The organism is Pseudomonas sp. MYb13 (genome assembly GCF_002980075.1).
Lineage (GTDB): Bacteria > Pseudomonadota > Gammaproteobacteria > Pseudomonadales > Pseudomonadaceae > Aquipseudomonas > Aquipseudomonas lurida.
In genome coordinates this window covers 80,129-95,297 of record NZ_PCQI01000016.1, presented here as the reverse complement: position 1 = coordinate 95,297, position 15,169 = coordinate 80,129, and the positions used below count along the sequence as shown (strand labels likewise).

The window sequence follows — 15,169 nt, the reverse complement described above, 5'->3', positions numbered from 1 at the left end:
ATTTGCGCAAGCCAGCGGCGCGGCGATGACCGTTCATCTGTGCTAGCATCCTGCGCTTGGCTATTTCCAGGCGCGCCAATTGCCGCCTTGCCATGTTCTTTTTAGCTCACTCCAGTCACTCTGGTTCGATTATCGGTTGGCCGAAAGGCTCCTGCCGCTGTAAGGCAGGCGTTCATCAATGAACGGCCTGGTGTTGGATCTTGTACTGGCTCATCCCAACCCACGTGACCTTTGGTAGGGGTCACCACTAGGAGAGGAGGCGCCATGCCAACTATTACTCTTCCCGACGGCAGTCAACGTTCATTCGATCATTCGGTTTCCGTAGCCGAGGTCGCCGCATCCATTGGCGCAGGCCTGGCCAAGGCCACCGTGGCCGGCAAGGTCGACGGCAAGCTCGTCGACGCCAGCGACCTGATCACCGGCGACGCCAGCCTGCAAATCATCACGCCCAAGGATCAAGAGGGGCTGGAGATCATTCGCCACTCTTGCGCGCACCTGATTGGCCATGCGGTCAAACAGTTGTACCCAACCGCGAAGATGGTGATCGGCCCGGTCATTGACGAAGGCTTCTATTACGACATCGCCTATGAGCGTCCTTTCACCCCGGACGACCTAGCCGCCATCGAACAACGCATGCACGCGCTGATCGAAAAAGATTACGACGTGATCAAGAAAGTCACGCCTCGCGCCGAAGTGATCGACGTGTTCACTGCCCGTGGCGAAGACTACAAGCTGCGCCTGGTGGAAGACATGCCGGACGAGCAGGCCATGGGCCTGTACTACCACGAAGAATACGTCGACATGTGCCGTGGCCCCCACGTGCCCAACACGCGCTTCCTCAAGTCCTTCAAGTTGACCAAGCTGTCCGGTGCCTACTGGCGCGGCGACGCGAAGAACGAGCAACTGCAACGTATCTACGGCACTGCGTGGGCTGACAAGAAGCAACTGGCTGCCTACATCCAGCGCATCGAAGAAGCCGAGAAGCGCGATCACCGCAAGATCGGCAAGCGCCTGAACCTGTTCCACCTCCAGGAAGAAGCGCCGGGCATGGTGTTCTGGCACCCGAACGGCTGGACCCTGTATCAGGTACTCGAGCAGTACATGCGCAAGGTTCAGCGCGAGAACGGCTACCTGGAGATCAAGACACCTCAGGTGGTTGACCGTAGCCTGTGGGAGAAATCCGGGCACTGGGCCAACTACGCCGACAACATGTTCACCACCCAGTCGGAAAACCGCGACTACGCCATCAAGCCGATGAACTGCCCATGCCACGTGCAGGTGTTCAACCAGGGCCTGAAGAGCTACCGCGAGCTGCCGATGCGCCTGGCCGAGTTTGGTGCCTGCCACCGTAACGAGCCATCGGGTGCGCTGCACGGCATCATGCGCGTGCGTGGCTTCACCCAGGACGACGCCCACATTTTCTGCACCGAAGAGCAGATGCAGGCCGAATCCGCCGCGTTCATCAAGCTGACCATGGACGTTTATCGCGATTTCGGCTTTACCGAAGTCGAGATGAAGCTGTCCACTCGTCCGGAAAAGCGCGTTGGCTCCGATGAGCTGTGGGATCGCGCCGAAGCTGCACTGGCCGCAGCACTGGACAGTGCGGGGCTTGCGTACGACTTGCAGCCGGGCGAGGGCGCGTTCTACGGTCCGAAGATCGAGTTTTCGCTGAAAGATTGCCTTGGCCGCGTCTGGCAGTGTGGTACTCTGCAGCTCGATTTTAACCTGCCGATCCGTCTGGGAGCCGAATACGTCTCCGAAGACAACAGCCGTAAACACCCGGTTATGCTGCACCGGGCGATCCTCGGCTCGTTCGAACGGTTCGTCGGGATCCTGATCGAGCACTACGAGGGTGCATTCCCTGCGTGGCTGGCTCCGACCCAGGCAGTGATCATGAATATCACTGATAAACAGGCAGATTTTGCCGCTGAGGTTGAAAAAACACTCAACGAAAGCGGATTTCGTGCCAAGTCCGACTTGAGAAATGAAAAGATCGGCTTTAAAATCCGCGAGCATACTTTGCTCAAGGTTCCCTATCTTTTGGTTATCGGAGATCGGGAAGTCGAGATGCAGACTGTCGCTGTGCGTACTCGTGAAGGTGCTGACCTGGGCTCGATGCCCGTCGCCCAGTTCGCTGAGTTCCTCGCGCAAGCGGTTTCCCGGCGTGGTCGCCCAGATTCGGAGTAATTATTATTAAGCGTGAAATGAGACAAGATAAACGAGCTGCACCGAAAGCCCCGATCAACGAGAATATCTCGGCACGCGAGGTTCGGTTAATTGGCGCTGACGGCGAGCAGATTGGCATCGTCTCGATTGATGAAGCGCTTCGTATTGCAGAAGAGTCCAAATTGGACCTGGTGGAAATCTCCGCCGATGCAATCCCACCCGTATGCCGGGTGATGGACTACGGCAAGTCGATCTTCGAAAAGAAGAAGCAGGTTGCCGCGGCGAAGAAGAACCAGAAGCAGATTCAAGTAAAAGAAATCAAGTTTCGTCCAGGGACGGAGGAAGGGGATTACCAGGTAAAACTGCGCAACCTGGTACGTTTCCTGAGTGATGGGGACAGGGCCAAGGTATCCTTGCGATTCCGCGGCCGTGAGATGGCCCACCAGGAGCTGGGGATGGAACTCCTCAAGCGGGTTGAAGCTGACCTGCTCGAGTACGGTTCGGTCGAACAGCATCCTAAGATGGAAGGACGCCAGCTGATCATGGTCATCGCCCCGAAAAAGAAGAAGTAATCAACAGGGCACGGCAGGCCTTCTGATTATGTTTATCAACTGAATGCGGAGTATCCGAACATGCCAAAGATGAAGACTAAAAGTGGTGCTGCTAAGCGGTTTCTGAAAACTGCTAACGGTATCAAGCACAAGCACGCTTTCAAGAGCCACATCCTGACCAAAATGTCGACCAAGCGTAAGCGTCAACTGCGCGGTAGCAGCTTGCTGCATCCGTCTGACGTGGCAAAAGTCGAGCGCATGCTGCGCCTTCGTTAATTTTTGGTTCAAGAATAGAGGAAGTAACTCATGGCTCGTGTAAAGCGTGGCGTCATTGCCCGTAAACGTCACAAAAAAATTCTGAAACTTGCTAAAGGCTACTACGGCGCGCGTTCACGCGTATTCCGTGTTGCCAAGCAAGCGGTAATCAAGGCAGGCCAATACGCCTACCGTGACCGTCGTCAGAAAAAACGTCAGTTCCGCGCTCTGTGGATCGCTCGTATCAACGCTGGTGCACGTGTTAACGGTCTGTCCTACAGCCGTTTCATCGCTGGCCTGAAAAAAGCGTCCATCGAGATCGACCGTAAGGTTCTGGCTGATCTGGCAGTGAACGAAAAAGCGGCGTTTGCTGCGATTGTCGAGAAAGCTAAAGCCACCTTGGCTTAAGTACCCCCGACAGTCACCCTGGGTTACTCCGTAGCCCAAGGTGTTAAACGTCATAAATAGGGGAAGAGCCTTCAAGCTCTTCCCCTATTTTGTATCTGGAGTCTGTACATGGAAAACCTGGACGCGCTCGTCGCCCAAGCCCTTGAGGCTGTGCAAAGCGCTGAAGATGTAAATGCCCTGGAGCAAATCCGGGTTCACTACCTTGGCAAAAAAGGTGAATTGACTCAGGTGATGAAGACCCTGGGGAATTTGCCGGCTGAAGAGCGTCCGCAAGTCGGTGCGCTGATCAACGTTGCCAAGGAGCGTGTCACAGAGGTTCTCAATGCGCGCAAGGCGTCGCTCGAGGAGGCCGATCTTGCGGCCAAGCTCGCCGCCGAGTCCATTGACGTCACCTTGCCTGGCCGTGGCCAGGCCTCGGGCGGTCTGCATCCGATCACCCGGACTCTGGAACGTATCGAGCAGTTCTTCACCCATATCGGCTACGGCATCGCCGAAGGCCCTGAGGTCGAAGACGACTATCACAACTTCGAGGCGCTCAACATCCCTGGCCATCACCCGGCCCGGTCGATGCACGACACCTTCTATTTCAACGCGAACATGCTGTTGCGCACCCATACCTCGCCGGTACAGGTCCGCACCATGGAAGCGAACAAGCCGCCGATCCGCATCGTCTGCCCAGGCCGTGTGTACCGCAGCGACTCCGATATCACCCACTCGCCGATGTTCCACCAGGTCGAAGGCCTGCTGGTTGATCGCGATATCAACTTCGCCGACCTCAAAGGCACCATCGAAGAGTTCCTGCGGGTGTTCTTCGAGAAGGAACTGGCGGTGCGTTTCCGTCCATCGTTCTTCCCGTTCACCGAGCCATCCGCTGAAGTCGACATGGAATGCGTGATGTGCAGCGGTAAAGGCTGCCGCGTCTGCAAGCAGACCGGCTGGCTGGAAGTGATGGGCTGCGGCATGGTTCACCCTAACGTGCTGCGCATGTCCGGCATCGATCCGGAAGAGTTCTCGGGCTTCGCCTTCGGCATGGGCGTTGAGCGTCTGGCCATGCTGCGTTACGGCGTGAACGACTTGCGTCTGTTCTTCGACAACGACTTGCGGTTCCTCGCGCAATTTCGCTAGTCGTAACGAATCTTTAGGAGAGCAGGATGAAATTCAGTGAACAATGGCTGCGTGGCTGGGTAAGCCCGCAGGTAGATCGCGACGAGCTGGTTGCTCGTCTGTCGATGGCCGGTCTTGAGGTCGATAGCGTTACCCCGGCCGCCGGTGCCTTCAGTGGTGTGGTAGTGGGCGAGGTGCTGAGCACCGAGCAGCACCCCGATGCCGACAAGCTGCGTGTATGCCAGGTCAGCAATGGCACGGAAACTTTCCAGGTCGTCTGCGGAGCGCCCAATGTGCGCCCGGGCCTGAAGATCCCGTTCGCTATGATCGGTGCCGAGCTGCCGGGCGATTTCAAGATCAAGAAGGCCAAGCTGCGTGGCGTTGAGTCCAACGGCATGCTGTGCTCCCAGGCGGAACTGCAGGTGGGCGAGGGCAATGATGGCCTGATGGAACTGCCGGCCGACGCGCCAGTGGGCCAGGACATTCGTGTTTACCTGGAACTGGAAGACGCCAGCATCGAGGTCGACCTGACCCCGAACCGTGGCGACTGCCTCTCCCTGGCGGGCCTCGCACGTGAAGTGGGCGCGTTGTACAACGCCCCGGTCACTCGTCCAGTGGTTGCCGCCGTGCCTGCGGTGCACGACGAAGTGCGCCCGATCGACGTGCTGGCCCCAAGCGCATGCCCGCGTTACCAGGGCCGTGTGATCCGCAACGTCGACCTGTCCAAGCCAACCCCGCTGTGGATGGTTGAGCGCCTGCGTCGCGCCGACGTGCGCAGCATCGACGCTGCCGTCGACATCACCAACTACGTGATGCTGGAACTGGGTCAACCGCTGCATGCGTTCGACCTCGCCGAAATCAATGGTGGCATCCGTGTACGCATGGCGGAAGAAGGCGAGAAGCTGGTGCTACTCGATGGCCAGGAAGTCAGCCTGCGTGCCGACACCCTGGTGATCGCCGACCATTCCCGCGCCCTGGCGATTGCCGGCGTGATGGGGGGTGAGCACAGCGGTGTGTCCGAGAAGACTCGCGACGTGTTCCTTGAGAGTGCGTTCTTCGACCAGATCGCCATCGCCGGCAAAGCCCGTTCCTACGGCCTGCACACCGATGCGTCGCACCGCTACGAGCGCGGCGTGGACTGGAAGCTGGCCCGTGAAGCCATGGAGCGCGCCACTGGCCTGCTGCTGGAAATCACCGGCGGCGAAGCCGGCCCGATCACTGAAACCGTGAACGAGCAGTACCTGCCGTCCATTGCGCCGATTACCCTGCGCGCCAAAAGTGTCGAGCAAATGCTTGGCCTGGTCATCGAGCCGGCTGAAATCGAGCAACTGTTGTCCGCCCTCGGCCTGGGTGTTTCCGCAGGTGCACAAGGGCAGTGGACCGTTGAAGTGCCAAGCCATCGCTTCGATATCAGCCTGGAAGTCGACCTGATCGAAGAGCTGGCTCGCTTGTACGGCTACAACCGTCTGCCGGTTCGTTACCCGCAAGCGCGCCTGGCACCCCAGCCGAAGGCTGAAGCGCGCGCGCACCTGCCTGAGCTGCGTCGTCTGTTGGTTGCCCGTGGCTATCAGGAAGCAGTGACCTACAGCTTCATCGATCCCAAGCAGTTCGAGCTGTTCAATCCAGGCGTCGAGCCGCTGCTGTTGGCCAACCCGATCTCCAACGACATGGCAGCCATGCGTTCTTCGCTGTGGCCAGGCTTGGTGAAAGCACTTTCCCATAACCTGAACCGTCAGCAAGATCGCGTGCGCATGTTCGAAAGCGGCCTGCGATTCGTCGGCCAACTCGATGGCCTGAAGCAAGAGCCGATGCTGGCTGGCGTGGTGTGCGGTAGCCGCCTGCCGGAAGGCTGGGCGCAGGGTCGCGATGCCGTGGACTTCTTCGACGTCAAGGCTGACGTGGAGGCGGTGCTGGGCTTTGCCGGTGCTCTGGATGCGTTCACCTTCGTACCGGGCAGCCACCCGGCGTTGCACCCTGGCCAGACGGCACGCATCGAACGCGAAGGGCGCTTGGTCGGCTTCGTCGGTGCTATTCACCCTGAGCTGTCGAAAACCCTCGGTCTTGACCGTCCGGTATTTGTCTTTGAGCTGGTCCTGGCTGAAGTCGCTTCGGGCAAAATGCCTAAATTCAGCGAGCTGTCGCGCTTCCCTGAAGTGCGTCGTGACTTGGCGCTGATTGCCGACCGCGAAGTGGCCGCCACTGCCGTTCTGGATGTAATCCGTGAAAATGCAGGGGAATGGCTGACAGACCTCAGGCTATTTGACGTCTATCAGGGTAAAGGCATTGATCCGCATAGAAAAAGCCTTGCAGTTGGCTTGACCTGGCAGCATCCATCGCGCACTCTTAATGACGATGAGGTGAATACCACGACACAAAATATCCTCACCTCGCTCGAACAAAGGTTGAACGCCACGTTAAGGAAGTGACGTATGGGGGCTTTGACGAAAGCTGAGATGGCGGAACGTCTGTACGAAGAGTTGGGTCTGAACAAGCGCGAGGCCAAGGAATTGGTCGAGCTGTTTTTTGAAGAGATCAGACACGCTCTGGAAGACAACGAACAGGTCAAATTGTCCGGTTTCGGCAATTTTGACTTGCGGGACAAACGCCAGCGGCCTGGCCGCAATCCAAAAACGGGAGAAGAAATCCCGATCACGGCTCGCCGTGTGGTCACCTTTCGTCCAGGGCAGAAGTTGAAGGCCCGAGTTGAGGCTTATGCTGGAACCAAGTCATAACGACGAGCTACCCGTCATCCCAGGCAAACGCTACTTCACCATTGGTGAAGTCAGCGAGCTCTGTGCGGTAAAGCCGCACGTGCTGCGCTATTGGGAGCAGGAGTTTCCTCAACTCAACCCCGTCAAACGCACCGGGAACCGTCGGTATTATCAGCGCCAGGACGTGCTGATGATCCGACAGATCCGCGCGTTGCTGTACGACCAGGGGTTCACCATCAGCGGCGCGCGCCAGCGCATGTCCGGTGATGAAGCCAAAGACGACACCACCCAATACAAGCAACTGATACGCCAGATGATCTCCGAGCTCGAAGATGTGCTGGTGGTTCTGAAAAAGTAATTCCGGCTTTTAAAATACTTCCACATTTCAAAAGCTTGCGGTATATTCCGGTTCGCTTCCTTAAGAAGCGAATCCAGTAACACGCCTAGTCGGGGCGTAGCGCAGTCCGGTAGCGCACTAGCATGGGGTGCTAGGGGTCGAGTGTTCGAATCACTCCGTCCCGACCATTATTCCTGAGTAAAATCAGACACTTGAGCCGATCAGCTAGATCGGCTTTTTTGTGGCTGCGCAAAACTACTCAGTGACGTCGCTGATGTTAAGGTTTGCAATCACTTGGCCGCGAAGCCGGATACGTTCCATGGACTACCCCGTGCCCGGCCTTGCCCGGTGCTGCATTTCCTTCTCTGCGACCACCTCCTACGTCCTGAAGCGAAGAACCAGATCGTTCAAGTTGACGGCCAGGCGAGAAAGTTCGTTGCTCGCTGTGAGTGTTTGGCGAGTGCCTTCACTGCTCTGCACTGCAAGGTCGCGGATGCTTATCAGGCTGCGATCAACATCCCTCGCCACGTGTGCTTGTTCCTCAGACGCGGTGGCAATCTGGATATTCCGGTCGTTAATTTCGAGCACGGAATCAATAATTTGGCGTAGCGACTGGCCTGCATGTTCTGCAGTATCTCGCGTGCTATAAACCTCGGACGTGCTCTTTTGCATTGATTCGACCGCGGCAGAAGAGCCTGCTTGAATCGTGGATATCATCTGTTCGATTTCTTGCGTTGAGGTTTGTGTTCGGTGTGCCAGCGCTCGAACTTCATCTGCGACTACTGCAAAACCGCGACCCTGTTCTCCTGCACGAGCCGCCTCAATGGCGGCATTCAAGGCAAGCAGGTTGGTTTGCTCAGCAATCGCCCTGATCACACTCAGTACTTTGCTGATGTCTTGAGCTTGGGCTGCCAGTTCTTTCACCTGATCGGATGACACTTCAACCAACCCCGTCAACCCGCGCATTGCCGTTAACGTTTCAGTGACTTTTTGGTTACCCAGATCTGCGGCGATGCTCGACTGCATGGCTGCTTCAGAAGTGGAGTTGGCGTTACGTGCAACCTCTTCAACCGCAGCACTCATTTCGGTGACCGCGGTAGCAGCTTGCTCTATTTCGCTATTTTGTTGCTGAAGGGTGCGATCAGCACTTTCAGTAATCGAGGTCATTTCTACGGCAGCGGTACTCAGTTGGGAAGAAGCACCCGAGATTTCTAAAATGGTGTTGCGTAAATTTTTCTGCATCACGTTCAGCGCATGCATCAAGCGTGAAGCTTCATCTGAGCCTGTTACTTCAAGGTCATGGGTCAGGTCGCCAGCGGCGATATCCTCCGCCAACTTAAGTGATGAGCTGATTGGGCCCACGATGCTCTGAGTGAACAAAATGGCCAAGGCGATGGTTAACATAAATGCCACGATCAGCACCGCTACCAGGACTTGGACGCTATGGTTGTATACGTCGGTAGCGTCTACACCAGACACCATGGCCTGGCGTGCATTTTGCTCGCGCAAAACGGTCAGTTGCTCTTGATAGTCGGTGGCTCTTTGCGCTTGCTCGGTATTGGCAAAAATAACCGCTTGATCATGGTCGGATGAATCCATTGCAATGACTTTTCTGAGGCCGTCGATGTAGGCAGTCATGGCCTGGTTGGCCTTCGCGAATTGGATTTCGTCTTGCTCCCCAGACATCAGGTGCGCGCGATAATAATCAGTCTTCGACTGAAGTGTCTGTATAGCTTCCTGGACTTTTGACAGCGAGAAGTCATGCACATCGCGGGTGGCGCTAGAGAGCATGCGAATACTTTCAAGGCGGGCGTGAAGCAGGGCGATTTGGATATCGTCAATGACCTGGATACTGGGGAGGGAGTTTTGCTCGATGTTCTGCTCAGCGGCACGTAGCCGATTAATTTGTAGATAAGAGAAGGCTGCCAAGCTGATGAGCAGGCATGTAATCAGGCCAAAGCAGACAAAGGCTCTTCGCGCGATACTCAGGGATCTTAATTTCATAGAGGCCTCCAAGGGCCGGAGTTTAGTGGCGTGGCACTCCCACGCCATGTCGTTGATCACGAACAAAGGCGGCCTTTTTATGCAGCACAGTGAGATTCAGTTGCAGCTTGCGGCTAGGCCTGAAACGAGGAATGCAAAAGAATGTATGGAAGTGATAGGTGCGCCAAATGATTGCGCGCTAATCAATTGGGGCTGCGCTTTCTATCGGCGTCCAGCAAGAAGAGTTCGGCGATGCCACGGGCTGTGTGCGCCACGCCCACGCTCGGTCTGCATCAGCTCACCCTTGCGCGGTGCGCACTCCGGCCGGAGTCAGCGTTATGAACTCTTCGTTCTCGAGGGTGGCATCGTCAGGTCATTAAGGGTTGCGGGGCGTTCTTGTCGGGCGCTGTCTGGAAGGTGGGGTGGTATTGGTTTGAACTGCTGATTCCGGCAGGTGCCGAAATAGCTACCACCCAGAGGACATCGTAATGACTGAAGAAAAGAACACCGAGCCAGAGCAAGAAACCCCGGCGCATTCAACTGAGCAGGAGCGCGAGCGCCTGAAGGATTTCAACAAAGACGGGATACCGCCTGGCACTTGCTGATAATCAAGCGGCGCGGGCTTGCAGATGCCCGTCGCCGGGGGGGGGGCGTGGCGACATCGGCACAGGCTGGATGTCGCGGCGGTCTGTGCAATAAGAATCAGTCATAGCCACATGCCACCACTGGTCGGATCGACCGCCGCGCAGATGAACGATTTTTGATGGGCACCGCTCTATTTCCGCGGACATAATCAGGTGCTCAAATGCAACCATCAACGCGGCGCTCTGCGGTAAAAGCCTGGGCAGCTATCTACGCCCATGCGGTAGACGAACAGGATATTGAGGATAAATATTTCGAGTTGCTGAGGCAGGCCGACGATATGGAGAGCACCGGCCTCATCAACGGGAAGGAGTGGAGGATGCTCGTTCGTAGAGCGGGCGAATTTCTCGCAAGTACCGCAGAATAACAAGTAAGTAGGGGAGAGCTAGCCGGCTCTCCCGCCCCTCGACATGTCTATTTCAAACACAAGTTCATCAGCAAGCTTCTGAATGCTTGGGCTATCTGCGAGCGTGGCAAGGTTGATACCTGTCGTGCAGAACATAGCGTCATGTTCGGGCTGCCGTACCAGTATGGTCGCAGTCCAGCCATTCACCAGGATGCAATCTACCTGGTGCCCGGGCAGGCTCCGCTCTAAACCCTCAGTCAACGATATTTTCTTCCAGCTGTGCATGATGAGCTATCACTTGGCATTGATGCACGGTTGACAGGCCCCAGTTGAAAAAGTGCCAACGGTTCACTGCCGGCGCACCGCTCTGGCCGTCATCGTCCAGTGAGCACGGTGGCGGGGCGCGTGCTAATGGCCAATTTGCTAAGTGTGTTGGTGCGCTTCCAAGGCGCGCGCGCCTAGTCCTACAGCCTCAACTTCTGATGACCCTGCGCGGTTTTTTCGACGAGTGACGTGTCTAGATCAATGGTTCTGAGGCTTTTAGGGTTGTCACCTCTGGCTTTGGCGACTACTCTGAAAATGTATGAATTGTTACGAATAATTTCGGTAGCGCTGGTTGTTGAGGCGCGATACTTCAGGATGAGGAACGAAACATGTTTTCACACGAAGGTCCCGCAATAGAGCTGTTGTTATTCATTTTTGGGGTGGCGGGTCTACTTTTAGTCGCCTGGTTCATTCACCACCAACATGAGCGAAAGAACGGGAAAGGCGTTAAAAAACAACAGAATCGTAACGAGGGCCATTCGACCTAGGGGCTGCTCACTATAGCGCTACCTCGAATAGCCTTGACCCTTCGAGTCCTCAGGCGCCGGACAACTGAAACCGATAGCCCACCCCATACAAGGACTCGATGGGCGTTTCCCCTGGGCACGCCTGCTCCAGCTTGCGCCGCAGGTTGCGGATATGGCTGTCCACCGTACGGTCGGTGACTACGCGGTGGTCGGAGTAGAGCTTGTCGAGCAGTTGGTCGCGGGAAAATACCCGGCCGGCGGAGCGTGCAAACGTGCTCAGCAGTCCAACTCCAGAAGGGTGAGGTCTAAAGCAGTGCCCATCTGCAATGCCGAGCGCTCAAGATCAACGTCGCAAACGTAAAGGATGACTTTTGACCGGCGCGTAGCCGCCCATCAACGCCTCGGCGCTGATGGGCCGCGCCCCTGCGTTCGGTACGTTATCTATCGGCGAGTTGGACTTGGTCACGACCATTTGATTTAGCGCTGTACATGGCGCTGTCCGCACGCCGAACGAGAGCGTCAAATGATTCCGATGGACTCCACGTCGCGACGCCGAAGCTGCACGTTACTTGACCGGCCTCCTCAAAGGGGAGGGCGCTTACGAGGGATCGGAGCTTTTCTGCCAACAGTTTCGTATCGTTCAGGTCGCTTCCAGGGCAGATCAATGCAAATTCTTCCCCACCCGTCCTGCACAGAAGATCGGTTTTGCGGATTGCCGAACGTAGTCGTACGCACAATGACTTCAGCACGTTATCACCACACTGATGCCCCTTGAGGTCGTTGATGCGTTTGAAGTGATCGACGTCGAACATGATCAGCGATAAGGGGCTGCGTTGCGCGTCGGCCTCAACGAGCAGGCGCTCCATCAACGCTTCGAAGTGCCGGCGGTTATACACGCCCGTCAGGTGGTCGGTAATGTTCAATAAGCGCAAGTCTTGCGTGCGCTCATCCACCAGAGAGAGCGCGCGCGCACGCTGTGTGATCAGCATGTACACCATGAGCGTCATCAGCAGCGTCAATCCTGTTCCGAACGCGACGATCAGAATGACAAACGCTGCGTGGCTGTTAGAGCTCAAAAATGTCGAGCTTGGGCGAAACTGCATCGAGTAGTGCTGGTCGGCTACTTTCAACACGCGTTGAGCGTAAAGCGCCGAAGGGGCGGCCGGCGATAAGCTCTGATAAAAAATGTCGTTCTGACGCGGTGTGTCGATCAATGACAGGGTCACGTTCAGGCGTTGCAGACTGGGTAACGGAATGCCATGTTCCATCAAGGACGCCAAGCGTATCGTCGAGACGATGAACCCCTGCAAACCATCATCGTCCAGCGAGGCCTCCGAGGGTTCCTTGAATACAGGCGCGACAAAGAAAACCCCGGTCTGGCCACTGGTCATTTTCAAGGGTTCGGACACGACCATTCGATGTGTTTCCCGTGCCTTTCTCAACAAGGCCTCGCGATCCGGGCGGGCGAGTACATCCATGCCGGGTGTTATCTTCACGTCATCGCGCTTGGACAAGTAGAGCAAGACCATGTGCTCCGGACGGCTGGAGAGGGGGGCTTCGGTCTGGGTCATGGGGTCAATCTCATGGTACGAAAAGTCACTCGCACCATTGAGTAGCGCTTTATTGCGAAACGCTTGTAGATCCTGCTCGAGAATCCTCGGTACCCAGCCGTAGGTTTCACCCTCTTCGACGAGAGGCGTGACGAACCCCATGAACTCCTTTTCCGTGACATCGTCGGCGTTGATGAAGAAACGCCTGACGGTGTCCAATTTCAAGTCCTGGAAAGTAAAGCGTCGCTGCAGGCGACTGAATCGTTCGTCAACTTCCCGTTGAAACGCAACGCTAACGGTGCGCTGCTCCGACCCGACGAAAAGTATCAGTACCAAGGTCGTGATGGCCACCCCAGCCAGGCACACGAGAACGCACAGGGTCACGTCGGATGCTTTGAGGGCGCCCATACGAAAAGACATCATTTTCGTGTTCCTTGCTCATCGCCCAAAACAACCTGCAGCCACCCGGTAGGCTTTTTCGATTATCGGCACGCCTGCCAACATCTTTAAAGATAAGACGATGAAATATTCACAGCCACCGTGAGGGACAGGGGCACTCCGCCAGCCAGTTGTACGGTTGCGTCCTGTGTGCTCTAGAACTCGGTCACGACGGTTACGCCAGCGGTCTCGAAGCGGTCCATGTTCATCAACGCGTCGATGGACTGCGCCAGGCTGATGGTTTTACCGACGAGTTTTTCCGGCGCCAGTTTTCCCGAGGTGATCATCTGGATCATGGCGTCATAACGATGTGCTTGCATGCCGTGGCTGCCGTAGATCTCAAGCTCGTGCACGATGACCTTGCCCATAGGGATCGCCGGCGTAGCGTGGTCCGCGAGCATCAGGCCTACCTGGACGTGCTTGCCTCGACGGCGCAGGTTGTTGATGGAGTTGAAGCACGTGGTGGGATGACCCAATGCATCCAGCGATACGTGGGCGCCCCCCTGGGTGATTTCCAGCACGGCTTCGGTGACGTCCGCAACGCTGTGTGCGTTCACGGTTGCAACGGCGCCGAGCGCGCGTGCCAGTTCGAGTTTTTCCGGCGAAATATCGATGGCGATGACATTGGCGCCGAGGGCCTGGGCGATCATCACGGCGGACAGGCCCACGCCTCCGCAGCCATGCACCGCGACCCACTGTCCGGCGCTGACGTTGCCTTGGTCAACGACGGCGCGGAATGAAGTGGCGAAGCGGCAGCCCAGGCTCGCAGCGGTAGCGAAGTCCATGCTCTGCGGGAGTGCGACGACGTTCAGGTCGGCCTGGTGTATGCCGACGTACTCCGCAAACGACCCCCAATGAGTGAAGCCCGGTTGAAACTGCGTATTGCAGACTTGCTGGTTACCGCTGTTGCACTCGGGACACGCGCCACACCCGCCGACAAAAGGCACCGTTACACGGTCGCCGACCTTCCACCGGGTGATATCCCTGCCAACCGCCGTCACGATGCCGGCAAGCTCATGCCCGGGAACATGCGGCAGTTGGATGTCCGGATCATGCCCCTTCCAGCCGTGCCAGTCGCTGCGGCAGACCCCCGTGCCCCGCACCTGTATGACCACGCCGTGACGCTCCGGCGTCGGGTCTTCGACGTTCATCAGGCGCGGCGGTTGGGAAAAGGCTTCGTAGACAACTGCTTTCATGAAAGTCACCTCTGCTTGGATGGACACGACGCTGTATTCGATGGGTTTCAGGTGCGTGGCGGCTCGAATCAGTGCTGATCCATTATGTGCGAATGCCTTGAAATTGCTTTTCAGATTGCGGTTGATAGTGGGCAATGAATGAAATTAATCTTCGTGAGCTCCTACATAATTGAAAGGATCAACCATGCTTGAGCGTCTGGATAAGGTGGATATTGCAATATCGGAGCGACTGCAGCGAGATGGGCGACTCTCGAACGTCAAGTTGGCGGAGCAACTTTCCCTCAGCGAAGCGTCTTGCTGGCGCAAGCAGAAACGCCTGGAAGAATGCGGTGTGATCGAGGGGTATCAAGCCATCCTGAATCGCCGGAAACTGGGCCTGGGGGTGATGGCGTTCGTGCAGATTTCCTGCAGCGATCACAGTGAAGAAGCCACGGAAAAATTTGAGAAAATCATAGCGTCGGCGCCGCAGGTGCTCAGTTGTCACAATACAACTGGCGAAGCGGATTTTTTACTTCAAGTCGTCGCAAGAGATTTGGACAGCTACAGCAGATTCGTGGAAAAAGTGCTGAGAAAGCTCCCGGGCGTATTGAGTATCCGCTCGAACCTTTCACTGCGAGAAATGAAGACCACCCACCGTTTTCCAGTGGCCGAGCTCCTGAGTATCTGAGGACCTCGAATCCGGGCGGTGGCC

General features: G+C 56.7%; 13 protein-coding genes, 1 tRNA gene and 1 pseudogene. 11 read left to right on the top strand and 4 right to left on the bottom strand.

Features of this window, described 5'->3' with window-relative positions; genetic code table 11:
* The first annotated feature begins 264 nt into the window (after nucleotides 1–264).
* The 9 genes from thrS (at nucleotide 265) to CQ002_RS23245 (ending at nucleotide 7,720) form a co-directional block, all read left to right on the top strand.
* A complete protein-coding gene (gene thrS / locus CQ002_RS23285) occupies nucleotides 265–2,187 on the top strand; it encodes a threonine--tRNA ligase (RefSeq protein ID WP_034107518.1) in 1,923 nt (640 codons plus the stop codon).
* The gene (infC, locus tag CQ002_RS23280; RefSeq protein ID WP_015884933.1) at nucleotides 2,187–2,738 is read left to right on the top strand and encodes a translation initiation factor IF-3; all 552 of its coding nucleotides are present in this window, start codon (nucleotides 2,187–2,189) and stop codon (nucleotides 2,736–2,738) included. Before thrS ends, infC begins: the two co-directional genes overlap by 1 nt.
* Before the next feature lie 60 nt (nucleotides 2,739–2,798).
* Nucleotides 2,799–2,993 carry a 50S ribosomal protein L35 gene (gene rpmI, locus CQ002_RS23275; protein WP_002553160.1) on the top strand — a complete coding sequence of 65 codons (195 nt, stop codon included), beginning with the start codon at nucleotides 2,799–2,801 and terminating at the stop codon, nucleotides 2,991–2,993.
* A gap of 30 nt (nucleotides 2,994–3,023) precedes the next feature.
* Entirely contained in the window at nucleotides 3,024–3,380 is a 357-nt protein-coding gene (gene rplT / locus CQ002_RS23270) for a 50S ribosomal protein L20 (protein WP_002553161.1), read from the top strand.
* A 108-nt stretch (nucleotides 3,381–3,488) separates the two neighbouring features.
* Nucleotides 3,489–4,505, top strand: coding sequence for a phenylalanine--tRNA ligase subunit alpha (pheS, locus tag CQ002_RS23265; protein ID WP_003192486.1), 1,017 nt, complete (start codon nucleotides 3,489–3,491; stop codon nucleotides 4,503–4,505).
* A 26-nt stretch (nucleotides 4,506–4,531) separates the two neighbouring features.
* Nucleotides 4,532–6,910 carry a phenylalanine--tRNA ligase subunit beta gene (pheT, locus tag CQ002_RS23260; RefSeq protein WP_105162568.1) on the top strand — a complete coding sequence of 793 codons (2,379 nt, stop codon included), beginning with the start codon at nucleotides 4,532–4,534 and terminating at the stop codon, nucleotides 6,908–6,910.
* A gap of 3 nt (nucleotides 6,911–6,913) precedes the next feature.
* Nucleotides 6,914–7,216 (top strand): integration host factor subunit alpha, encoded by a 303-nt coding sequence (gene ihfA / locus CQ002_RS23255; protein ID WP_002553164.1) that lies wholly within the window; start codon nucleotides 6,914–6,916, stop codon nucleotides 7,214–7,216.
* The gene (locus CQ002_RS23250; RefSeq protein WP_003174972.1) at nucleotides 7,197–7,553 is read left to right on the top strand and encodes a MerR family transcriptional regulator; all 357 of its coding nucleotides are present in this window, start codon (nucleotides 7,197–7,199) and stop codon (nucleotides 7,551–7,553) included. Before ihfA ends, CQ002_RS23250 begins: the two co-directional genes overlap by 20 nt.
* Before the next feature lie 90 nt (nucleotides 7,554–7,643).
* Nucleotides 7,644–7,720: transfer RNA gene (locus CQ002_RS23245), tRNA-Pro, on the top strand.
* A gap of 190 nt (nucleotides 7,721–7,910) precedes the next feature.
* Here CQ002_RS23245 and CQ002_RS23240 read toward each other — a convergent pair.
* Complete coding sequence (locus CQ002_RS23240; RefSeq protein ID WP_105163150.1) at nucleotides 7,911–9,536, bottom strand: methyl-accepting chemotaxis protein; 1,626 nt, start codon at nucleotides 9,534–9,536, stop codon at nucleotides 7,911–7,913.
* Nucleotides 9,537–10,320: 784 nt separating this feature from the next.
* Here CQ002_RS23240 and CQ002_RS23235 point away from each other — a divergent pair.
* Nucleotides 10,321–10,524 carry a hypothetical protein gene (locus tag CQ002_RS23235; protein WP_034107509.1) on the top strand — a complete coding sequence of 68 codons (204 nt, stop codon included), beginning with the start codon at nucleotides 10,321–10,323 and terminating at the stop codon, nucleotides 10,522–10,524.
* Nucleotides 10,525–11,364: 840 nt separating this feature from the next.
* Here the strand turns inward: CQ002_RS23235 and CQ002_RS23225 are convergent.
* The 3 genes and pseudogenes from CQ002_RS23225 to CQ002_RS23215 form a co-directional block, all read right to left on the bottom strand.
* A pseudogene (locus CQ002_RS23225) lies at nucleotides 11,365–11,612 on the bottom strand (winged helix-turn-helix domain-containing protein); the annotation flags it as partial.
* 119 nt (nucleotides 11,613–11,731) lie between these two features.
* Complete coding sequence (locus tag CQ002_RS23220; protein WP_234010339.1) at nucleotides 11,732–13,264, bottom strand: diguanylate cyclase; 1,533 nt, start codon at nucleotides 13,262–13,264, stop codon at nucleotides 11,732–11,734.
* A 173-nt stretch (nucleotides 13,265–13,437) separates the two neighbouring features.
* On the bottom strand, nucleotides 13,438–14,478 hold the full coding sequence (locus CQ002_RS23215) for a zinc-dependent alcohol dehydrogenase family protein (protein WP_105163149.1): 1,041 nt from the start codon (nucleotides 14,476–14,478) through the stop codon (nucleotides 13,438–13,440).
* A gap of 184 nt (nucleotides 14,479–14,662) precedes the next feature.
* Here CQ002_RS23215 and CQ002_RS23210 point away from each other — a divergent pair, with 184 nt between their 5' ends.
* On the top strand, nucleotides 14,663–15,145 hold the full coding sequence (locus CQ002_RS23210) for an Lrp/AsnC family transcriptional regulator (protein WP_017478880.1): 483 nt from the start codon (nucleotides 14,663–14,665) through the stop codon (nucleotides 15,143–15,145).
* Nucleotides 15,146–15,169: the final 24 nt, after the last annotated feature.

Excerpts from the sequence above, each read along its gene's own strand:
- thrS (WP_034107518.1), top strand. The coding sequence starts at position 265 with ATGCCAACTATTACTCTTCCCGACGGCAGTCAACGTTCATTCGATCAT.
- rpmI (WP_002553160.1), top strand. The coding sequence starts at position 2,799 with ATGCCAAAGATGAAGACTAAAAGTGGTGCTGCTAAGCGGTTTCTGAAA.
- rplT (WP_002553161.1), top strand. The coding sequence starts at position 3,024 with ATGGCTCGTGTAAAGCGTGGCGTCATTGCCCGTAAACGTCACAAAAAA.
- pheS (WP_003192486.1), top strand. The coding sequence starts at position 3,489 with ATGGAAAACCTGGACGCGCTCGTCGCCCAAGCCCTTGAGGCTGTGCAA.
- pheT (WP_105162568.1), top strand. The coding sequence starts at position 4,532 with ATGAAATTCAGTGAACAATGGCTGCGTGGCTGGGTAAGCCCGCAGGTA.
- ihfA (WP_002553164.1), top strand. The coding sequence starts at position 6,914 with ATGGGGGCTTTGACGAAAGCTGAGATGGCGGAACGTCTGTACGAAGAG.
- CQ002_RS23250 (WP_003174972.1), top strand. The coding sequence starts at position 7,197 with ATGCTGGAACCAAGTCATAACGACGAGCTACCCGTCATCCCAGGCAAA.
- CQ002_RS23240 (WP_105163150.1), bottom strand. The coding sequence starts at position 9,536 with ATGAAATTAAGATCCCTGAGTATCGCGCGAAGAGCCTTTGTCTGCTTT.
- CQ002_RS23235 (WP_034107509.1), top strand. The coding sequence starts at position 10,321 with ATGCAACCATCAACGCGGCGCTCTGCGGTAAAAGCCTGGGCAGCTATC.
- CQ002_RS23220 (WP_234010339.1), bottom strand. The coding sequence starts at position 13,264 with ATGTCTTTTCGTATGGGCGCCCTCAAAGCATCCGACGTGACCCTGTGC.
- CQ002_RS23215 (WP_105163149.1), bottom strand. The coding sequence starts at position 14,478 with ATGAAAGCAGTTGTCTACGAAGCCTTTTCCCAACCGCCGCGCCTGATG.
- CQ002_RS23210 (WP_017478880.1), top strand. The coding sequence starts at position 14,663 with ATGCTTGAGCGTCTGGATAAGGTGGATATTGCAATATCGGAGCGACTG.